This is a genomic window from Burkholderia territorii (assembly GCF_902833055.1).
Lineage (GTDB): Bacteria > Pseudomonadota > Gammaproteobacteria > Burkholderiales > Burkholderiaceae > Burkholderia > Burkholderia territorii.
Genome location: NZ_CADFEJ010000021.1, coordinates 42,788 through 60,281, shown reverse-complemented (window position 1 = coordinate 60,281; position 17,494 = coordinate 42,788). Strand labels below are relative to the sequence as shown.

Below are 17,494 nucleotides of genomic sequence, written 5' to 3'. Positions count from 1 at the left end.
CAATTCGATCCGTTCGCGATTGCACGTGCCGACATGGGCGCCGCCACGTTGCCCGAACCGGTCATCAGGCGTCGGCGCCCGATGCCCTATCCGAATGGCTGGTTCGCGCTGTGCTACAGCGATGAACTCAAGCCTGGCGACGTGCGTATCGCTCCGTTCATGGGGCACGAATTGATCGTGTATCGCACGGCGCGAGGTGAAGCGCACGCGGCGGAGCCATATTGCCCGCACCTGGGTGCGCATCTCGGACACGGCGGGAAAGTCGATTGCGACCACCTGGTGTGTCCGTTTCACGGGCTGGCATTCGGGCCCGACGGAACCTGCGCCCGAGCACCCGGCGATCGCATGCCACCGCGTGCCGCGCTTGCCCGCTGGCTGACGTGCGAGCGCAACGGCGTCGTGCTGGTCTGGCGCGATAGCGAAGATGCGCAACCGGACTGGGAGATCGACGAAATCGACACGCGCGGCGGATTCAGTTCGCCGAAGACAAGCTGCGACCTGTTCGACGGTTACGTGCACGACGTCGGCGAGAACAGCGCCGACGTCCTGCATTTTGCGCATTTGCACGGGTTTACCGATACATCGATGACCCACGAAGTCGGGCAATCGTCGATCACTTTCGACATGACGGGGCGGTTTCGCGGCGTGCTGATCAACATGCGCTTCGTCAACTACGGCGTAGGATGCGTGATCGGGACCAGCACCGCGCCGAGCCTCGGCGCGACCGTTGTCACGAAGGTCTTCACCACGCCGACCGCGCCGTTGAAGTGGACGCTCAGAGTATCGAATGCCGTGCATGTGGCGCGGGTCGCCGCACTGCCACGATGGTTGCGCACCCCGATCAATTCGGTGCTGGTGGCATTCGCGCATCGTTGGGCGATCGGCGTGGCCAAGCACGATTTCCCCATCTGGAACCACAGGAATTTCATCGACCATCCGAAACTGATGGCTGGCGAGACGTCGATTGCCGTGTATCGACGCTGGATGAAGCGGTTCTATCCGGAGTGAGCGGGAAGGGCAACGGTTGTAGTTTGCGCCATGGATCAATCGGTATACCGGCATGCGTGATTGACTCCGTGGCCTCCGGAGCCGCCGTGCCGACGCGGTGCATACCCGCTCCCGCTACGCACGAATGCCGACCCGATACCGCGTCGTCTGGCGATAAGTGTCACCGGGATGAAGGATGGTTTCGTCGCGCAACGTGTCCATGTTGACCTGGTTCGGATAAAAACCGGCTTCGACGCACAGCGCCGCATGTCGTTGGCACCGGACGCCGCCGCCCACGCGCACATCGTCCAGATAGTTGCCCGTATAGAGCTGCAGCCCGCGCTGATCCGTCGCTACCACGAGCTCCCGCCCGCTTTCCGGATCGTAGATCGATGCGACGGGCCGCACGCCGCGCGCGGGGTCGCGCAGCACGTAGCAGTGGTCGAAGCCGCGCCCGCGCGCGAGCTGCGCATGCGGCCAGCCGAGGCGGGCGCCGATCGGCGCGCTTTGCCGGAAATCGAACGCCGTGCCCGTCACGTCGGCCGTGCCGGTCGGGATCAACGCGTCGTCGACTTCGACGAACGCGTCGGCGTCGATCTGCAGCAGGTGGCCGCGCACGTCGCTGCCCGCGCGCCCGCTGAGATTGAAGTAGCTGTGATTCGTGAGGTTCAGCGGCGTCGGTGCATCGGTGCGGGCCGAATAATCGATCGTCAGCGTGCCGTCATCGTCGAGCGCGTAGCGCACCTGCACGCTCACGTTGCCGGGAAATCCCGCATCGCCCTCCGGCGAGTCGAGCCGCAGCGTCAGCCCGCCCAGATCGTCGATCACGTCCCAGCGCGCGCGATGAAAGCCGCTCGCGCCGCCGTGCAGCAGATTGCCGTTCTCGTTGCGGTCGAGCGTGTAGTCGATGCCGTCGAGCGTGAAGCGCGCACCCGCGATCCGGTTCGCCCAGCGGCCGACCGTCGCGCCGAGGTACGCGCCCGACTCGAGGTACTCGGCCGGCGTGTCGTGGGCCAGCACGATATCGGCGAAGCGCCCGGTGCGGTCGGGGGCGAGCCACGACACGACGGTCGCGCCGAGATCGCTGACGACGACGCGCATCCCGTGCGCGTTGCGCAGCGTATAGCGCCGCACCGGGTCGCCGCCGGGCAGCGTGCCCCACGGTTCGGACGGAATGCGGCCGACGTCGGATGCCGGGCGGGGGGAGTCGGTGTCGATATGCATGAGTGGTCGCTCGTGGGCGGTGAATTCAGTGGGCCGATGCCGCGCGTTCCTGGTATTCGCGCGGCGTGCAGCCGAGTTCGCGGCGGAACACCGCGTACATGTATTGCAGCGACGTGAAGCCGCAGCGGATCGCGACTTCCGCGCTCGATGCATTGCGGCTGGCGAGCAGCGCCTGCGCCGCCTCGATCTTGTGACGCAGGATCTCCTGGTGCACGGTGCGTTGCAGCTCGCGCCGGAAGTGTTCTTCGAGCAGCGAGCGCGACACGCCGACATAGTCGGCGACCTGCTCGGTCTTGATCCCCTGGCACGCGTACTGCCGGATGAAATGCCGCGCGCGCATCACGTGCGGGCTCGCGAGCGGCTGGTGGCGCGTCGATTCGAGCACGTTGATGCCGACCGGCGGCACGAGGATCCGTTGCCCGGGAAACCTTGCGCCGCGCAGCATCCGGTGCAGCAGGTGCGCGGCGGTGCGGCCCATTTCCTCGGTGCCCTGGATCACGGACGACAGCGGAATGCGCGTCAGCGTGCGCGTGAGCGGATCGTTGTCGATGCCGATGATCGCGACCTGTTCCGGCACCGCGATGCCGGCCAGCAGGCATGCCTGCAGCAGATGCCGCGCGCGCGCATCCGTGACCGCGATCACGCCGACGGGCTTCGGCAGCGCATGCAGCCAGTCGATCAGCTGCTCGATCGCATGGTTCCACCCCGACGCGCTCGTCGACACGCCGCGGTAGATCGGCGCGTCGAGCCCGTCCGCGCGTGCGAGCCGGTCGAACGCGAGCTCGCGCTGCTGCGCCCAGCGGTTCTCCTGCGCGGCCGGCAGGCTGTACATCGCGAAATGCGCGAGCCCCGCGCCGATCAGGTGCGTATAGGCGAGCGACACGAGCTTCGGGTTGTCCGTCGCAATATATGGGACGCCGTCCGGGTACTGCGCCGGATCCTCGTACGACGAGCCGACCGCGACGATCGGCAGCGGCGAACCGGCGAGCGCGTCGGCGACGGCTGGATCGTCGAAGTCCGCGATGATGCCGTCGCCGTCGAAGCGTTCGATGCCGGCGAGCCGGCAGCGGAAGTCGTCTTCGAGGAACAGGTCCCACACGACGCGCGTCGTGTGCAGGTACTGGCCGATGCCGCTGATGATCTCGCGGTCGTAGACCTTGTTCGCATTGAACAGCAGCGCGATGCGGTGCGGCGTCTGGGCGGAAGGGGCACGGGTCATGTCGGTCTCGAGGCGGGTGCCGCAAGGGCGGCTCGCCGTTGTCTCCGGGGCGCACGGGCGATGTCGCGCGGTTCTCTGGTGTCCGGCGATTGTAGGACGGAACGCGGGCCGCGCGCAGCGGCTGGCAAGAAACGTTAAGCGTGCTGCGCAATTTCGCAATTGCCGGCCGGCAGGCGCGCGGGCACGATCCAGCCAACCGGATTCGGCCGCGTGCGTCGCCGTCGCGACGCGCGTTGCGCTGCAACAAGACCAGCACGGAGACGCCATGTCGTATTTCGAACACATTCCCGCGATTCGCTACGAAGGTCCGCAGTCGGACAACCCGCTGGCTTACCACTATTACGACCCCGAGAAGCGTGTGCTCGGCAAGACGCTCGCCGAGCATCTGCGGATTGCGGTCTGCTACTGGCACACGTTCGTCTGGCCGGGGCACGACATCTTCGGGCAGGGCGCGTTCCAGCGGCCGTGGCAGCAGCCTGGCGACGCGCTCGAACGTGCGCGCATGAAGGCCGATGCGGCATTCGAGTTCTTCACGAAGCTCGGCACGCCTTTCTATACGTTCCACGACACCGACGTCGCGCCGGAAGGCGACAGCCTGCGCGAGTACGCGGCCAATTTCGCGCGGATGGTCGACTATCTCGGCGAGCGCCAGCAGGCAAGCGGCGTGCGGCTGCTGTGGGGCACGGCGAACCTGTTCTCGCACCCGCGCTTCGCGGCGGGCGCCGCGACGAACCCGAACCCCGACGTGTTCGCGTGGGCTGCGACCCAGGTGTGCCACGCGCTCGATGCGACGCATCGGCTCGGCGGCGAGAACTACGTACTGTGGGGCGGCCGCGAAGGCTACGAGACGCTGCTCAATACCGACCTGAAGCGCGAGCGCGAGCAATTCGCGCGCTTCCTGTCGATGGTCGTCGAGCACAAGCATCGAATCGGCTTCAACGGCGCGCTGCTGATCGAGCCGAAACCGCAGGAGCCGACCAAGCACCAGTACGACTACGACGTCGCGACCGTGCACGGTTTTCTCGTGCAATACGGACTGCAGAACGAGATTCGCGTGAACATCGAGGCGAACCATGCGACGCTCGCCGGCCACTCGTTCCATCACGAGATTGCCAACGCGTTCGCACTCGGCGTGTTCGGCAGCGTCGACGCGAACCGGGGCGATCCGCAGAACGGTTGGGATACCGATCAGTTCCCGAACAGCGTCGAGGAACTGACGCTCGCGTTCTACGAGATCCTGCGGCACGGCGGCTTCACGACCGGCGGGATGAACTTCGACGCGAAGGTGCGGCGCCAGAGCGTCGATCCGGAAGATCTCTTCCACGGCCACGTCGGTGCGATCGACGTGCTCGCGCTCGCGCTCGAACGCGCGGCCGTACTGGTCGAGAACGACCGGCTCGACGCGCTGCGCCGGCAGCGCTACGCGCAGTGGGACGACGCGTTCGGCCGCAAGATCCTGTCGGGCGGCTATACGCTGCAGTCGCTCGCGGACGACGCGCTCGCGCGCGGCGTGGACCCGCGACATGTGAGCGGCGCGCAGGAGCGGCTCGAGAACATCGTGAACCAGGCGATCTACGGGCTGCGCTGACGCCATGTACATCGGACTCGATCTCGGCACGTCGGGCGTGAAGGCGGTGCTGCTCGACCGCGACGGTGCGGTGCGGGCGAGCGCGAGTCGCACGCTGACGGTGAGCCGGCCGCGGCCGCGCTGGTCCGAACAGGCGCCGCGCGACTGGTGGGACGCCGCGTGCGGCGCGCTGGCCGCGCTCGTCGATGCGGCACGCGCGAGCGGCATCGATCCGCGCGACATCGACGCGCTGGGCCTGACCGGGCAGATGCACGGCGCGACGCTGCTCGACGCGCACGGCGACGTGCTGCGCCCCGCGATCCTGTGGAACGATGGCCGTGCGGATGCGGAATGCGCGGAACTCGAGCGGCTCGCCCCTGCGCTGCGCGCGGTGACGGGCAACGTCGCGATGCCGGGCTTCACCGCGCCGAAGCTTCTCTGGGTGCGTCGCCACGAACCCGACGTGTTCGCGCGCATCGCGCACGTGCTGCTGCCGAAGGATTACCTGCGCTACCGGCTGACCGGCACGTTCGCGACCGATCCGTCGGACGCGGCCGGCACGTTGTGGCTCGACGTCGCGAAGCGCGACTACGACGACACGCTGCTCGCCGCATGCGGTCTCTCGCACGCGCAGATGCCGGCAGTGTTCGAGGGCAACCGCGTGACCGGCACGCTGCTGCCTGCCGTCGCGCGCGCGCTTGGCCTGCGCGAGATTCCGGTCGTCGCCGGCGGTGGCGACAACGCGGCCGGCGCGGTCGGCGTCGGCATCGTGCGGCCCGGCGACGCGCTGCTGTCGCTCGGCACGTCGGGCGTGTATTTCGCGGTGTCGGACGGGTTTCGCGCAAACCCGGAATCGGCGGTGCACAGCTTCTGTCATGCGCTGCCCGACACGTGGCACCTGATGTCGGTGATGCTGAACGCGGCCGGCTGCATCGACTTCACCGCGCAACTGGCCGGTTATGACGGTGTGGCGACGCTGCTCGCCGATGCCGAGACGAACGCGCGTGCCGAGCGTCCGTGGTTCCTGCCTTACCTGAGCGGCGAGCGTACGCCGTACAACGACGTGAATGCGAAGGGCGTGTTCTACGGGCTCACGCCCGACACGCAGCGCGCGGATCTCGCGAACGCGACGCTCGAAGGCGTCGGCTTCGCGCTGCTCGATGGCATCGAAGCGCTGCATGCGGCCGGACTGGTGCCCGACGGCATCACGGTGATCGGCGGCGGCTCGCGCAGCGCTTACTGGACGCAGATGCTCGCCGACCTGAGCGGACGCGCGCTGACGCTGCGCGCGGGCGGCGAGGTCGGCCCGGCGCTCGGTGCCGCGCGGCTCGCGCATCTCGCGCTCGAACCGGACGCATCGCTCGACGACGTGTGCCCGCAACCGCCGGTCGTCGCGGTGCGCGAGCCCGATCCGGCGCGGCACGCGTGGTATCGCGACGCGCGGCGGCCGACGTTCCGCGCGCTTTACCGCGCGCTCGAGCCGGTGTTTGCAGCGGGCGCGTGACGGCGTTTCGCCGGCACGATGCCGTGCCGTGCAGTGATTCGATGCGGGCGGCGCATTCCCGCGGCCGCCCGGCGTTCGTGAGGTGGTTCCATAACAAGGAGTGGAGACATGAAATCCGTGACGCGTCGTACCGTATTGAGTTCCCTTGCCGGCGCCGCTGCGCTGGCGCTCTTCGTGCTTGGCGCACCGCTCGCGCATGCGAGCAAGGACAAGCCCGAGATCGGCTTCTGCATCGACGACCTGCGCGTCGAGCGCTGGTCGCGCGATCGCGACTATTTCGTTGCAGCCGCAACCAGGCTCGGCGCGAAGGTGTCGGTGCAGTCGGCCGATGCGAGCGAGGCGCGGCAGATTTCGCAGATCGAGAACCTGATCTCGCGCGGAGTCGACGTGATCGTGATCGTGCCGTTCAATTCGAAGACGCTCGGCAACGTCGTCGCCGAAGCGAGGAAGGCCGGCATCAAGGTCGTGTCGTACGACCGTCTGATCCTCGATGCGGACGTCGACGCGTACATCTCGTTCGACAACGAGAAGGTCGGCGAGCTGCAGGCGCAGGGCGTGTTCGATGCGAAGCCGAAGGGCAACTATTTCCTGCTCGGCGGCGCGCCGACCGACAACAACGCGAAGATGCTGCGCGAGGGCCAGTTGAAGGTGCTGAAGCCGGCGATCGATCGCGGCGACATCAAGGTCGTCGGCCAGCAGTGGGTGCCCGAATGGAGTGCATCGACCGCGCTGCGCATCGTCGAGGACGCGCTCACCGCGAACAACAACAAGATCGACGCGATCGTCGCATCGAACGACGGCACGGCGGGCGGCGCGATCCAGGCGCTCGCCGCGCAGCACCTGGCCGGCAAGGTGCCGGTGTCGGGGCAGGATGCGGACCTCGCGGCGGTCAAGCGCGTGATCGCGGGCACGCAGACCATGACCGTCTACAAGCCGCTGAAGCTGATCGCGAGCGAAGCCGCGAAGCTGGCGGTCGATCTCGCGAAGGGCACGAAGCCTGCGTTCAACGCGCAGTACGACAACGGGAAGAAGAAGGTCGACACGGTGCTGCTGCAGCCGACGCTGCTGACCAAGCGCAACGTCGACGTCGTCGTGAAAGACGGCTTCTATACCCAGGCGCAGCTCGCGAGCCAGTAACGGCACGAGGGGCAGCATGTGCGCGGCCGGCCAGGTGCGGCCGGCCGCGTACTCACTGCGAGGCAATGAACGTATGACCGAACCCTTGCTGACGATGCGCGGCATCGTCAAGGCATTCGACGGCGTGAAGGCGCTCGACGGCATCGACCTGACCGTGCGCCCCGGCGAATGCGTCGGGCTGTGCGGCGAGAACGGCGCCGGCAAGTCGACGCTGATGAAGGTGCTGTCGGGTGTCTACCCGCACGGCACGTGGGACGGCGAGATCCGTTGGGAAGGTGCGCCGCTCGTCGCGTCCGGCGTGCGCGACACCGAGCGCGCGGGCATCGTCATCATTCACCAGGAACTGATGCTCGTGCCCGAGCTGTCGGTCGCCGAGAACATCTTCCTCGGCAACGAGATCACGCTGCCCGGCGGGCGCATGCACTACGCGGAGATGGTGCGGCGTTCCGAGGCACTGCTGCGCGAGCTGCGCATCGACTCGATAAACGTTGCGCAGCCGGTGATGAACTACGGCGGCGGCCACCAGCAACTGATCGAGATCGCGAAGGCGCTGAACAAGCGCGCGAAGCTGCTGATTCTCGACGAACCGTCGTCGTCGCTGAGCGCGGCCGAGACGCGCATCCTGCTCGACATCGTGCGCGACCTGAAGCGGCGCGGCGTCGCGTGCGTGTACATCTCGCACAAGCTCGACGAAGTCGATGCGGTGTGCGACACCGTGACCGTGATCCGCGACGGCCGGCACGTCGCGACCGAGCCGATGCGCGGGATGACCACCGACCGGATCATCGCGATGATGGTCGGCCGCGAGATCCGCAACCTGTATCCGCGCGAGCCGCACGAGATCGGCGACGTCGTGCTGGACGTGCGCAACGTCACCTGTCACGACGTGGCGAACCCGCGCCGCAAGCGTGTCGACGACGTGTCGTTCAGCGTGCGGCGCGGCGAGATCCTCGGCGTCGCCGGGCTCGTCGGCGCGGGGCGCACCGAGCTGATGCAGGCGATTTTCGGTGCGTATCCGGGCGCGAGCACCGCCACCGTGCGCATGAACGGCCGGCCCCTCGCGATCCGCGCGCCTGCCGATGCGATCCGCGCGGGCATCGCGATGGTGCCCGAGGACCGCAAGCGTCACGGGATCGTGCCGCAGCTCGGTGTCGGCCACAACATCACGCTGTCGGTGCTGCGCCGTTTCGCCGCGCGCGGGCGGATCGACGCGGCCGCCGAGCTCGACGCGATCCGCACCGAGATGCAGCGGCTGTCGGTGCGTGCGGCGCACCCGTTTCTGCCGATCGCGAGCCTGTCGGGCGGCAACCAGCAGAAGGCGGTGCTCGCCAGGATGCTGCTGGCCGACCCGCAGGTGCTGATCCTCGACGAGCCGACGCGCGGTGTCGACGTGGGCGCCAAGGCCGAGATCTATCGGCTGATCTTCGCGCTCGCGAAGCGCGGCGTCGCGCTCATCGTCGTGTCGTCGGAATTGCCGGAAGTGCTCGGGCTGGCCGATCGCGTGCTCGTGATCGGCGAAGGCGAGCTGCGCGGCGATTTCGTCAACGACGGCCTGACGCAGGAACAGATACTCGGCGCCGCGCTGACACCCGCGCGGCGGCCGGCCGAACCCATTGCAGCGAGTGCGACATGAATACCGAACTTTCTTCCTCTTCCGCCGTGCCGCCGGACGCCGACGCGCGTCGCGCGCACCGTCATCCGCTGCGCCAGATCTTCGTGCGCTACAAGGTGCTCGCGCTGCTGTTCGCGGTCGCGGCGATCTGGGCGTTCTTCTCCGTGCTGACCGACGGCGCGTTCGTCACGCCGCGCAACGTGTCGAACCTGCTGCGTCAGATGTCGATCACCGGGATGCTCGCGTGCGGGATGGTGTTCGTGATCATCGCGGGCGAGATCGACCTGTCCGTCGGATCGCTGCTCGGATTGCTCGGCGGCGTCGCGGCGATCCTCGACGTCAACCGCCACTGGCCCGTTGCCGCGACGGTGCCGGCCGTGCTCGCGCTCGGCGTGCTGGTCGGGCTGTTCAACGGCTGGTGGTCGACCTATCGGCGCGTGCCGTCGTTCATCGTCGGGCTGGGCGGGATGCTGGCGTTTCGCGGCATCCTGCTCGGCGTGACGGGCGGCTCGACGATCGCGCCCGTGTCCGACGGTTTCGTGTTCATCGGGCAGGGCTATCTGCCGCGCGCGGCCGGCGACGGGCTCGCGGTGCTGCTGTTCGCGCTCGTCGCGCTGCTGGTCGTGCGGCAGCGCGGTACGCGCCATCGCTACCGCCTCGCGGTCGCACCGCTGTGGCAGGACGTCGCGAAGGTCGTCGGCGCCGGCGTGGTGCTGTTCGCGTTCGTCGCGACGCTCGACCGCTACGGCGGCATTCCCGTGCCCGTGCTGCTGCTGCTCGCGCTGCTCGGCGCGTTTTCGTGGATCGCGACGCAGACCGTGTTCGGCCGGCGCATCTACGCGGTGGGCTCGAACCTGGAGGCGACGCGCCTGTCGGGCGTCGACACCGATCGCGTGAAGCTCGCGATCTTCGCGCTGATGGGCCTGATGTGCGCGTTCGCGGGGATCGTCAACACCGCGCGGCTCGCGGCCGGTTCGCCGTCGGCCGGCACGATGGGCGAACTCGACGCGATCGCCGCCTGCTTCATCGGCGGCACGTCGATGCGCGGCGGATCGGGTACCGTCTACGGCGCGCTGATCGGCGCACTCGTGATGGCGAGCCTCGACAACGGGATGTCGATGCTCGACGTCGACGCGTACTGGCAGATGATCGTCAAGGGCGCGGTGCTGGTGCTGGCCGTCTGGATCGACGTGGTATCGCGATCGAACCGGCGGTGACGCGGCATCCTACTGTGCCGCCGCCTTGATGAAATCGACGAACGCGCGCAGCGGCGCCGGCACGAAGCGTCGCCCCGGATAGTACAGATACGGGCCCGAGAACGGCCGCCACCAGCCGTCGAGCACGGGCTCGAGCGCGCCGCTCGCGAGATGCGGGCGCAGCCAGTCTTCGTACAGGTGCACGATGCCGAGCCCCGCGCGCGCGGCATCCACGACGAGATCGACCGCGCCGCCGATTTGCACGACCAGCGGTCCCGACGGCTCCACGCGCACGACTTCGCCGTCGCGTTCGTATTCCCACACCGGCATCGCGCCGCTCGCGAAGCGACCGCGCAGGCATGCGTGATCGAGCAGGTCGCGCGGGTGGGCCGGGCGGCCGCGACGGTCGAGATACGCGGGCGCGGCGGCCGTCGCGAAACGTTGCGAGCGCGGGCCGATCGGCACGGCGATCATGTCCTGTTCGAGGCGCTCGTCGTAGCGAATGCCCGCGTCGCAACCGGCCGCGAGGATATCGACGAAGCTCTCGTCGGCCACGACCTCCAGCCGGATCTCCGGATACGCGTCGAGAAAGCGCGGAACGATCGACGGCAGTACGAGCCGCGCGGCGCTCATCGGAACGTTGAGCTTGAGCGTGCCGACCGGCTTCTCGCGGAACGTGTTCACCACGTCGAGCGCCGCTTCCACCTCGCTCAGCGCGGGCGTGAGCCGGGCGAGCAGGCGCTCGCCAGCTTCGGTCGGCGACACGCTGCGCGTCGTGCGGTGCAGCAGTCGCACGCCGAGTTGCGCCTCCAGCCGCCGCACCGCCTCGCTCAGGCCCGATGCGCTTGCGCCCATCGTACGCGCGCCTTCGCGGAAGCCCTTCGCGCGTGCCACCGCCACGAATGCGTTCAGATCGCCGAGATCGACTTGCATTGTTCGCCTTTTCGTACAGGTTGTGCGGATTATGGGCGATTATCGCGCAGCCCGACGCGGCGTAACCTGCGGTTCATTCACTCGATACAGGAGCACGATCATGTCCGCTGTCGTTCAATCCGGCACGTTTCCCATCGCGGGCCGCCGCGTTCACCGCCTCGGCTATGGCGCGATGCAGTTGGCCGGCCCCGGCGTGTTCGGCCCGCCGAAAGATCGCGACGCGGCGCTCGCCGTGCTGCGCGAAGCCGTCGAATCGGGGGTCGATCACATCGACACCAGCGACTTTTACGGCCCGCACGTGACGAACCAGTTGATCCGCGAGGCGTTGCATCCATATCGCGATGAGCTGCTGATCGTGACCAAGATCGGCGCGACGCGCGGCGCGGACGGTTCATGGCTGCCGGCTTTCTCCGCCGACGCGCTGGCCGCCGCCGTGCACGACAATCTGCGCAATCTGGGCCTCGACGTGCTCGACGTCGTCAATCTGCGCATCATGTTCGACGTGCACGCACCGGCCGAGGGCTCGATCGAGGCGCCGTTGACGGCACTGGCCGAGTTGCAGCGCCAGGGTCTCGTGCGGCATATCGGGCTCAGCAACGTGACGGCCGCCCAGATCGCCGAAGGCCGGCGGATCTGCGACATCGTCTGCGTGCAGAATCATTACAACCTCGCGTACCGCGACGATGACGCTCTGATCGACGCGTTGGCGCACGACGGCGTCGCGTACGTACCGTATTTTCCGCTCGGCGGGTTCAATCCGTTGCAGTCGTCGACGCTCGATGCGGTCGCCGCGCGGCTCGGCGCGACACCGATGCAGACCGCGCTCGCATGGCTGCTACGCCGCGCGCCGAACATCCTGCTGATTCCGGGGACGTCGTCGGTTGCGCATCTGCGCGAGAATCTGGCGGCCGGTGCGCTGACGTTGCCGGACGACGCGCTGCGCGAACTCGACGGCATCGCGGGTGCGCGTGGGTGAGTGCAGCAGGGCGGGCGGCCACACGGCGGCGCGATCGCGCTATGTCCGGTCGCGATTGCGTGCGCGCGTCGCGCCGGTGATGACCGCGATGCCGAACAGAATGACGGCGACGATCTCGATGATGTGCTGCGAGACGTGCAGCGTCATCAATCCCCATGCGACGCCGGCGATGAAAATGATCCAGCCGAGCAGATAGATAAGCAGCGTCATCGTTTTTCTCCTTGCGGTTCGGGTTCGTCGTGCGCGGGGCCGTTGCGCGGCATGCCGTTCTATCCGGCCACCGCTTCGCGCACCTGCACGCCGAGACGTCCCATCAAGCGTTGCGCGTCGAACGGTGCGTGCGTTTTCGCATCGTTGTCGAAGTAGCAGTACACGTCGCGCGTTCGCGCGCGCGGCGGCGGCAACGCCGGCGCGGCGAGATGCGCATCCGCGGGCTGCGCACCGCGGCACCATGAATCGATCCGCGCTGCCCAGCGGTCGAGTGCGGCATCCGAGTATTCGCCCGAGTATTTCGTTTCAGTGCCGTGCAGCCGCATGTAGACGAAGTCCGCGCTCAAGTCCTCGAATTGCGGCCACGGTTCGGTCGAATCGGAGATCACGAGCGCGACCTTGTGCCGGCGCAGCAACTGCACGAACGCCGGATCGACAAAGCTCGCGTGGCGTACTTCGATCGCGTGCCGCAACGCGCGCTTGCGATCGATCTGCAGATGGGGCGTCCTCACGCGCGCGTCGTGCCGCTTCGCAAGGGCGAGGGCGGCTTCGGTATCGTGCGGCAGCATGCCGAGGAAGCGCGCGATGTGGTCGGGGTCGAATCGCAGCGACGGCGGAAATTGCCAGAGTATCGGCCCGAGCTTGTCCCGCAGCGCGAGCAGACCCTGCGCGAAAAAGTTCGCGCACGCGACCGTCGCGGTTTCATCGCGAAAGCGCAGCATGTGGGTCAGATAGCGCGCGCCTTTCACGCTGAACGTAAAACCGGGCGGCGTTTCGTCGTACCAGCGTCGCCAGCTGGCGAGCGATTGCAGGCTGTAGTGTGTGCCGTTGATTTCGATCGTCTGCATCCGGGTCGACGCGTATCGCAGTTCGGCGGCCTGCTTCAGCCCTTCCGGATAGAAGGTGCCCCGCCAGCCGTCGTAGCGCCAGCCCGAAATGCCGATGTGAATGTCGCCCGGTTTGCTTGTCACGTCGCTGCCCGTCGGTCCGTTGAATCCGCGTTGCGGCGAGCAAGATGCGTGCCGCGGCCGGGGCAGGAAGCCGCGTGCGTCGTGTCGGACGCGGTGCTGGCCGACGGCAGCGAATCGTTTCTTTCGACTGCTTGCTACGTGCTACCCGGCGTTCGGAACGCTAAGCGGCCGGGCTGGCCGGCCGCACGCGACACGGACATTACGATGCCGATAACCGCACCGACACGCCGGTCGCCGTATAAACCGGCGTCGCGTTGAATCCGTCGACGGTCACCGTTGCGAACTTCGCGGAAGCCGCCGCGCCGTCGATCAGTGCGATCGTGTCGCCCGCCTTCGGCGCATAGCCGTTCACGAACTTCACGTGCAGCGTGCCGCCGGCGACGGTGAGCGGGCCGCCCACGCGCAGACGGCCGCCGCCGTTGCCGTCGATGTCGAGTTCGAGCGTCGTGTTGTCGAGCTGCGTGTAGCGCGTCGCGATCGTGACCGGCGCGGCGGCGGCGATCTTCACGCTGCCGCCTGCACCGACGTATACGTCGCCGTTGCCGAACGCAGTGGCCGATGCCGCGGCGAGCGTGCCGCCGCTCACCTGCGTGCCGCCCGTGTAGCTGTTGTTGCCCGCGAGCGTCAGCGTGCCGGTGCCTTGCAGCGTCAGCTTGCCGGCGCCCGCGATGTCGTTGCGCCACAGGTCGGCCGCATTCAGCCCGCCTTGCGACGCATCCATCGACACGATCACGTTGCCGTTGAATGCGCCATAACCGTCGGCGGCGGCGAACAGGTTCAGGCGGCCCCAGCCTTCCGCGTCATCCATCACCGGATAGCCGGACGATATCTCGGTCGTCTTCAGCACGACGCGCCGCTGGTCGGCGCTCAGGTACGGGAAGCGCGTCTGCAGCAGGATCTCCGCGCCCTTCGGCACGACGGGCGGCGCGCCGGTCGATTCGATCGCGCCGAAGCCGAACGTCATGCGGCGCGCGAAGGCGGCCTTGTTCGTCGCGTAATCGGCGAAGCGGTCGGTCGCCGTCGTGCCCGAATGCGCGAAGGCGGCGAACGTCGTGCCGGTCGTCCCCGTGAGCTGCTGCAGGGCCTGGTGCGCCTGGGCGTACGCGGCCTGCGCATCGCTTGCATACACGGCCAGGTTCGCCGCGCTGACGGCCAGCGCGAGCATGCGCCCGCCGATCACGTCGAGCGGCGAGTGCATGCCGGCGAGGATCCGGTTCTCGCCGAGTTCGAGGCCGCGGCTGACCATCTCCTGGAAGCGTTCCGGCACGAGCCACGCCATCGTCATCGCGTCGCGCATCGCTTCGGCCGTGTGGCCGCTGATGAAGCCGCCGTCGGTCGCGGGCGTCGTGCTTTCCGCCGGCACCAGCGTCGGTGCGACGACGACACTCGTGCTCCAGCGATACGGGCGCGCGTATTTGTAGAAGCGCTTCGTCGGTTCCGTCGACGCGTTGTTGCCCATTTCGTTGAGCAGGTCGACCACCTTGCCGAAATTCGTGTTGGTGCTGCCGCCGACACCGGTGTTGTTGCCGCTGTCGTTGTACAGCACCGTGGTTGCGTCGGCGGGCACGCTCGTGATGCTGGTCGTTTGCTGGGCGGCCGTGCGCCACGCGTCGGTGAGCGGGCCCATGCCGTCGGTCACGCTGTAGCCCTTGCCGCGCCGGTCGTCGAAGTAGGCCGCATCGGCCTGCTGTTGCGTGCGCGCGGTCGTCGCGTTGACGACATATTGAACGTTGGCCGCCAGCACCGTGTCGTTCAGGATCGTGCCGCACGGCGTGCCGCTGCCGGGCAGGCCCGAGCAGGTCGACGGCGAGATCGCCGGAAACGCGCCGTTGGCGGGCGCGCTCACGCCGGCATCGACGAGCATCGTTGCCGGTTGCCACAGGTCCAGGAAGCGGCTCACCACGCGCACGGCCGCGTTGGTCGACAGCGTCGCATAGCGCGCGTCGCCGCGCTGGTTGGTCGCGATGTTGTCGACGAAGGCCGGCACGCTCGGCACGGGCGCGCTGTCGACGAAGCCTGGATCGGCCGGCGGGGCCGGCATGGCCGCGCTGGTCGTGGCGGTCGACGCGACATCGTCGCCGCCGCCGCATGCGGCGAGCACGATCGCGCTCGACAATGCTGCGACGTGCAGCGGGAAACGGCTTCGTGACGCAAACATGCAATGCTCCATCCTGAGTGTCGAAGATGGCGGATTGTCGTGGGCGATCGTGACGCAGCCGTTACGGATTTGTTTCGGGTCGCGGTCGATGCGCCCGATTTCTCACTATTTGGTGAATTCGGGATGCTGAACATGGCGGCACGGGGAAATCGGGCCGTTGGCGATGTCGGATCGCGCGTGCGCGCGTGGTCGAAAAGACGGGCCGCCGGAACGGTCAGGCCGGTTGGGCGACCGATTCCGCATCGGCCCGGCACACGCGGTTTCTGCCCTGGCGCTTCGCCGCGTAGAGCGCGAGGTCGGCCTGATGCGACAGCGCGTGCACGGAGCGCGGGTGCGCACGGTGCGCGGTCGCGTAGCCGATGCTGACCGTGAACGCCGGAATCGTCGCGTCGAACCCGTCGAGCCGGTTGCGCTCCACGGCGAGGCGAATCGCTTCGGCGACTTTCGCGGCGCCGCTTTCATCGGTATCGGGCAATACGACGACGAATTCCTCGCCGCCGTAGCGCGCGGCAAGATCGCCGCGCCGCCGCGTATGCGTGCGAATGCACTCCGCGAGAAAGCGCAGCGCCGTGTCGCCTTGCGCGTGACCGAAGCGGTCGTTGTACTGCTTGAAGTGATCGGCGTCGATGAACAGCACCGACAGGCTGCCGTCGCTGCCGCGTTGCAGCCGCGCCCATTCGTCGGCGAGCGCGGCATCGAGCGCGCGACGATTGTGCAGGCCCGTGAGCGGATCGATGCGCGTCAGGTCGGTGAGCAGCGTCTGCTTGCGCAGGTTGTCCCGCAGCGCGAACGCGAGCAGCCACACCACCGCGCAGAACAGCGCGCCGATGACGGACGCGGATACGCCGACCGTCCACATCAGGTGCGTGGTGCCGGCCAGCACGTCGTGCTCGGCCGGTGCGACGACCGCGATCAGCGGCGTGCCGGGCACCCGCTGGAACGTGTAAAGCCGCATGATGCCGTCGATGCTCGAGCGCGCGGCATAGAAGCCCGATTCGCGGCTCACCATCCGCTCGAACGCCTTCGAGCGGCGCAGGCGGACCATCTGGTGATCGGTCAGCGGCGGGTTTCGCGCGAGGATCGTGCCGTCCGCGCGCAGGATCGCGCTGACGCCGTGCGGACCGACGTTCAGGCGGGACAGCAGCCGATCGAAGTACGCGAGGTCGACGGCAACCACCGCGATCCCGTCGAACGTGTGATCCGCCCGCTCGATGCGCCGCGACAGCGCGATCGATTCCGTGCCGCCGCGCGAACGCGCGCGATACGCCTCGGACACGTAGAGGCCGACGTCGTCCGCATCGCGATGGACCTTGAAGTAGTCGCGATCGCTGAAGTCCCAGTTGTGGGTCGAGCTGCAACAGCCGTCGATCAAACGGCCGTAGCGGTCCGTCACGCCCATGCCGGTCACGTATTGCGCGGCCGTGCGTTCGAACAGCACGTCGTGACGCAGCCCGGCGTCCATGCGTGCGACGGCGGGATTGCCGAGATTGGTGGCGAGCGCGACGAGCGCATTGTTGGACGTCTCGACGGTGCGCGCGATCTCGCTGACGAGCACGGCCGCGATGTTGCGCGACGTCTCGTGCGCATGTCCGACGACCTCGGTGCGCGCGGCCCACAGCGTCGCCGCGCTGATGCCGAGCGCCGCGAGCGACATGAGCGTGCCCAGCACACCGACGATCAGGTGGTTGCGGCCGGCCCAGTCGGCAATTTTCTCGATCGAAATGGATGCAGGCATTGCTCGCGCTTGTGCTCGTGCGGGAAGCCGGCTGCGATCGCAGCGGCGCTGGTCAAATCCGGGTT

General features: G+C 68.0%; 14 protein-coding genes. 7 read left to right on the top strand and 7 right to left on the bottom strand.

Annotated elements, in window-relative coordinates:
• Positions 1-33: 33 nt before the first annotated feature.
• The gene (locus tag HW466_RS26340; RefSeq protein ID WP_151003532.1) at positions 34-1,008 is read left to right on the top strand and encodes a Rieske 2Fe-2S domain-containing protein; all 975 of its coding nucleotides are present in this window, start codon (positions 34-36) and stop codon (positions 1,006-1,008) included.
• A 114-nt stretch (positions 1,009-1,122) separates the two neighbouring features.
• Here HW466_RS26340 and HW466_RS26335 read toward each other — a convergent pair whose 3' ends face one another.
• Together HW466_RS26335 and HW466_RS26330 are read right to left on the bottom strand one after the other, a co-directional pair.
• On the bottom strand, positions 1,123-2,211 hold the full coding sequence (locus HW466_RS26335; RefSeq protein WP_151003528.1) for an aldose epimerase family protein: 1,089 nt from the start codon (positions 2,209-2,211) through the stop codon (positions 1,123-1,125).
• A gap of 25 nt (positions 2,212-2,236) precedes the next feature.
• Entirely contained in the window at positions 2,237-3,430 is a 1,194-nt protein-coding gene (locus HW466_RS26330) for a XylR family transcriptional regulator (RefSeq protein WP_059451815.1), read from the bottom strand.
• A gap of 265 nt (positions 3,431-3,695) precedes the next feature.
• Between HW466_RS26330 and xylA the strand changes: the two genes are divergently transcribed.
• From xylA to HW466_RS26305, 5 genes are all read left to right on the top strand, one after another.
• Positions 3,696-5,018 carry a xylose isomerase gene (gene xylA / locus HW466_RS26325; RefSeq protein ID WP_059502383.1) on the top strand — a complete coding sequence of 441 codons (1,323 nt, stop codon included), beginning with the start codon at positions 3,696-3,698 and terminating at the stop codon, positions 5,016-5,018.
• Between the two features lie 4 nt (positions 5,019-5,022).
• Positions 5,023-6,501, top strand: coding sequence for a xylulokinase (gene xylB / locus HW466_RS26320; RefSeq protein WP_174905898.1), 1,479 nt, complete (start codon positions 5,023-5,025; stop codon positions 6,499-6,501).
• A gap of 108 nt (positions 6,502-6,609) precedes the next feature.
• A complete protein-coding gene (gene xylF / locus HW466_RS26315) occupies positions 6,610-7,638 on the top strand; it encodes a D-xylose ABC transporter substrate-binding protein (RefSeq protein ID WP_059502380.1) in 1,029 nt (342 codons plus the stop codon).
• A 73-nt stretch (positions 7,639-7,711) separates the two neighbouring features.
• On the top strand, positions 7,712-9,271 hold the full coding sequence (gene xylG / locus HW466_RS26310; protein WP_059799419.1) for a D-xylose ABC transporter ATP-binding protein: 1,560 nt from the start codon (positions 7,712-7,714) through the stop codon (positions 9,269-9,271).
• A complete protein-coding gene (locus HW466_RS26305) occupies positions 9,268-10,467 on the top strand; it encodes a sugar ABC transporter permease (RefSeq protein WP_059502378.1) in 1,200 nt (399 codons plus the stop codon). Before xylG ends, HW466_RS26305 begins: the two co-directional genes overlap by 4 nt.
• 9 nt (positions 10,468-10,476) lie before the next feature.
• Here the strand turns inward: HW466_RS26305 and HW466_RS26300 are convergent, their stop codons facing one another.
• Positions 10,477-11,379: a LysR family transcriptional regulator gene (locus HW466_RS26300; RefSeq protein WP_151004700.1), complete on the bottom strand. Its 903-nt coding sequence runs from the start codon at positions 11,377-11,379 to the stop codon at positions 10,477-10,479.
• 100 nt (positions 11,380-11,479) lie between these two features.
• On the opposite strand from HW466_RS26300, the gene HW466_RS26295 reads away from it, so the two are divergent.
• The gene (locus HW466_RS26295) at positions 11,480-12,355 is read left to right on the top strand and encodes an aldo/keto reductase family oxidoreductase (protein WP_151004697.1); all 876 of its coding nucleotides are present in this window, start codon (positions 11,480-11,482) and stop codon (positions 12,353-12,355) included.
• 39 nt (positions 12,356-12,394) lie between these two features.
• Here the strand turns inward: HW466_RS26295 and HW466_RS26290 are convergent, their stop codons facing one another.
• The 4 genes from HW466_RS26290 to HW466_RS26275 all read right to left on the bottom strand — a co-directional run bounded on the left by HW466_RS26290 (position 12,395) and on the right by HW466_RS26275 (position 17,429).
• Positions 12,395-12,565 carry a hypothetical protein gene (locus tag HW466_RS26290; protein WP_162999306.1) on the bottom strand — a complete coding sequence of 57 codons (171 nt, stop codon included), beginning with the start codon at positions 12,563-12,565 and terminating at the stop codon, positions 12,395-12,397.
• A gap of 59 nt (positions 12,566-12,624) precedes the next feature.
• Positions 12,625-13,536 (bottom strand): DUF72 domain-containing protein, encoded by a 912-nt coding sequence (locus HW466_RS26285; protein WP_151004695.1) that lies wholly within the window; start codon positions 13,534-13,536, stop codon positions 12,625-12,627.
• A gap of 199 nt (positions 13,537-13,735) precedes the next feature.
• Complete coding sequence (locus tag HW466_RS26280) at positions 13,736-15,694, bottom strand: phosphatase PAP2 family protein (RefSeq protein WP_059945919.1); 1,959 nt, start codon at positions 15,692-15,694, stop codon at positions 13,736-13,738.
• Between the two features lie 214 nt (positions 15,695-15,908).
• Positions 15,909-17,429, bottom strand: a complete 1,521-nt coding sequence (locus HW466_RS26275; protein ID WP_151004693.1) for a GGDEF domain-containing protein — start codon at positions 17,427-17,429, stop codon at positions 15,909-15,911.
• Positions 17,430-17,494 lie beyond the last annotated feature (65 nt).

What these genes read in the sequence shown, in the direction of transcription:
- HW466_RS26300 (WP_151004700.1), bottom strand. Translation starts at nt 11,379, where the DNA reads ATGCAAGTCGATCTCGGCGATCTGAACGCATTCGTGGCGGTGGCACGC.
- xylF (WP_059502380.1), top strand. Translation starts at nt 6,610, where the DNA reads ATGAAATCCGTGACGCGTCGTACCGTATTGAGTTCCCTTGCCGGCGCC.
- HW466_RS26305 (WP_059502378.1), top strand. Translation starts at nt 9,268, where the DNA reads ATGAATACCGAACTTTCTTCCTCTTCCGCCGTGCCGCCGGACGCCGAC.
- HW466_RS26335 (WP_151003528.1), bottom strand. Translation starts at nt 2,211, where the DNA reads ATGCATATCGACACCGACTCCCCCCGCCCGGCATCCGACGTCGGCCGC.
- HW466_RS26340 (WP_151003532.1), top strand. Translation starts at nt 34, where the DNA reads ATGGGCGCCGCCACGTTGCCCGAACCGGTCATCAGGCGTCGGCGCCCG.
- HW466_RS26290 (WP_162999306.1), bottom strand. Translation starts at nt 12,565, where the DNA reads ATGACGCTGCTTATCTATCTGCTCGGCTGGATCATTTTCATCGCCGGC.
- HW466_RS26280 (WP_059945919.1), bottom strand. Translation starts at nt 15,694, where the DNA reads ATGTTTGCGTCACGAAGCCGTTTCCCGCTGCACGTCGCAGCATTGTCG.
- HW466_RS26275 (WP_151004693.1), bottom strand. Translation starts at nt 17,429, where the DNA reads ATGCCTGCATCCATTTCGATCGAGAAAATTGCCGACTGGGCCGGCCGC.
- xylB (WP_174905898.1), top strand. Translation starts at nt 5,023, where the DNA reads ATGTACATCGGACTCGATCTCGGCACGTCGGGCGTGAAGGCGGTGCTG.
- xylG (WP_059799419.1), top strand. Translation starts at nt 7,712, where the DNA reads ATGACCGAACCCTTGCTGACGATGCGCGGCATCGTCAAGGCATTCGAC.
- xylA (WP_059502383.1), top strand. Translation starts at nt 3,696, where the DNA reads ATGTCGTATTTCGAACACATTCCCGCGATTCGCTACGAAGGTCCGCAG.
- HW466_RS26330 (WP_059451815.1), bottom strand. Translation starts at nt 3,430, where the DNA reads ATGACCCGTGCCCCTTCCGCCCAGACGCCGCACCGCATCGCGCTGCTG.
- HW466_RS26295 (WP_151004697.1), top strand. Translation starts at nt 11,480, where the DNA reads ATGTCCGCTGTCGTTCAATCCGGCACGTTTCCCATCGCGGGCCGCCGC.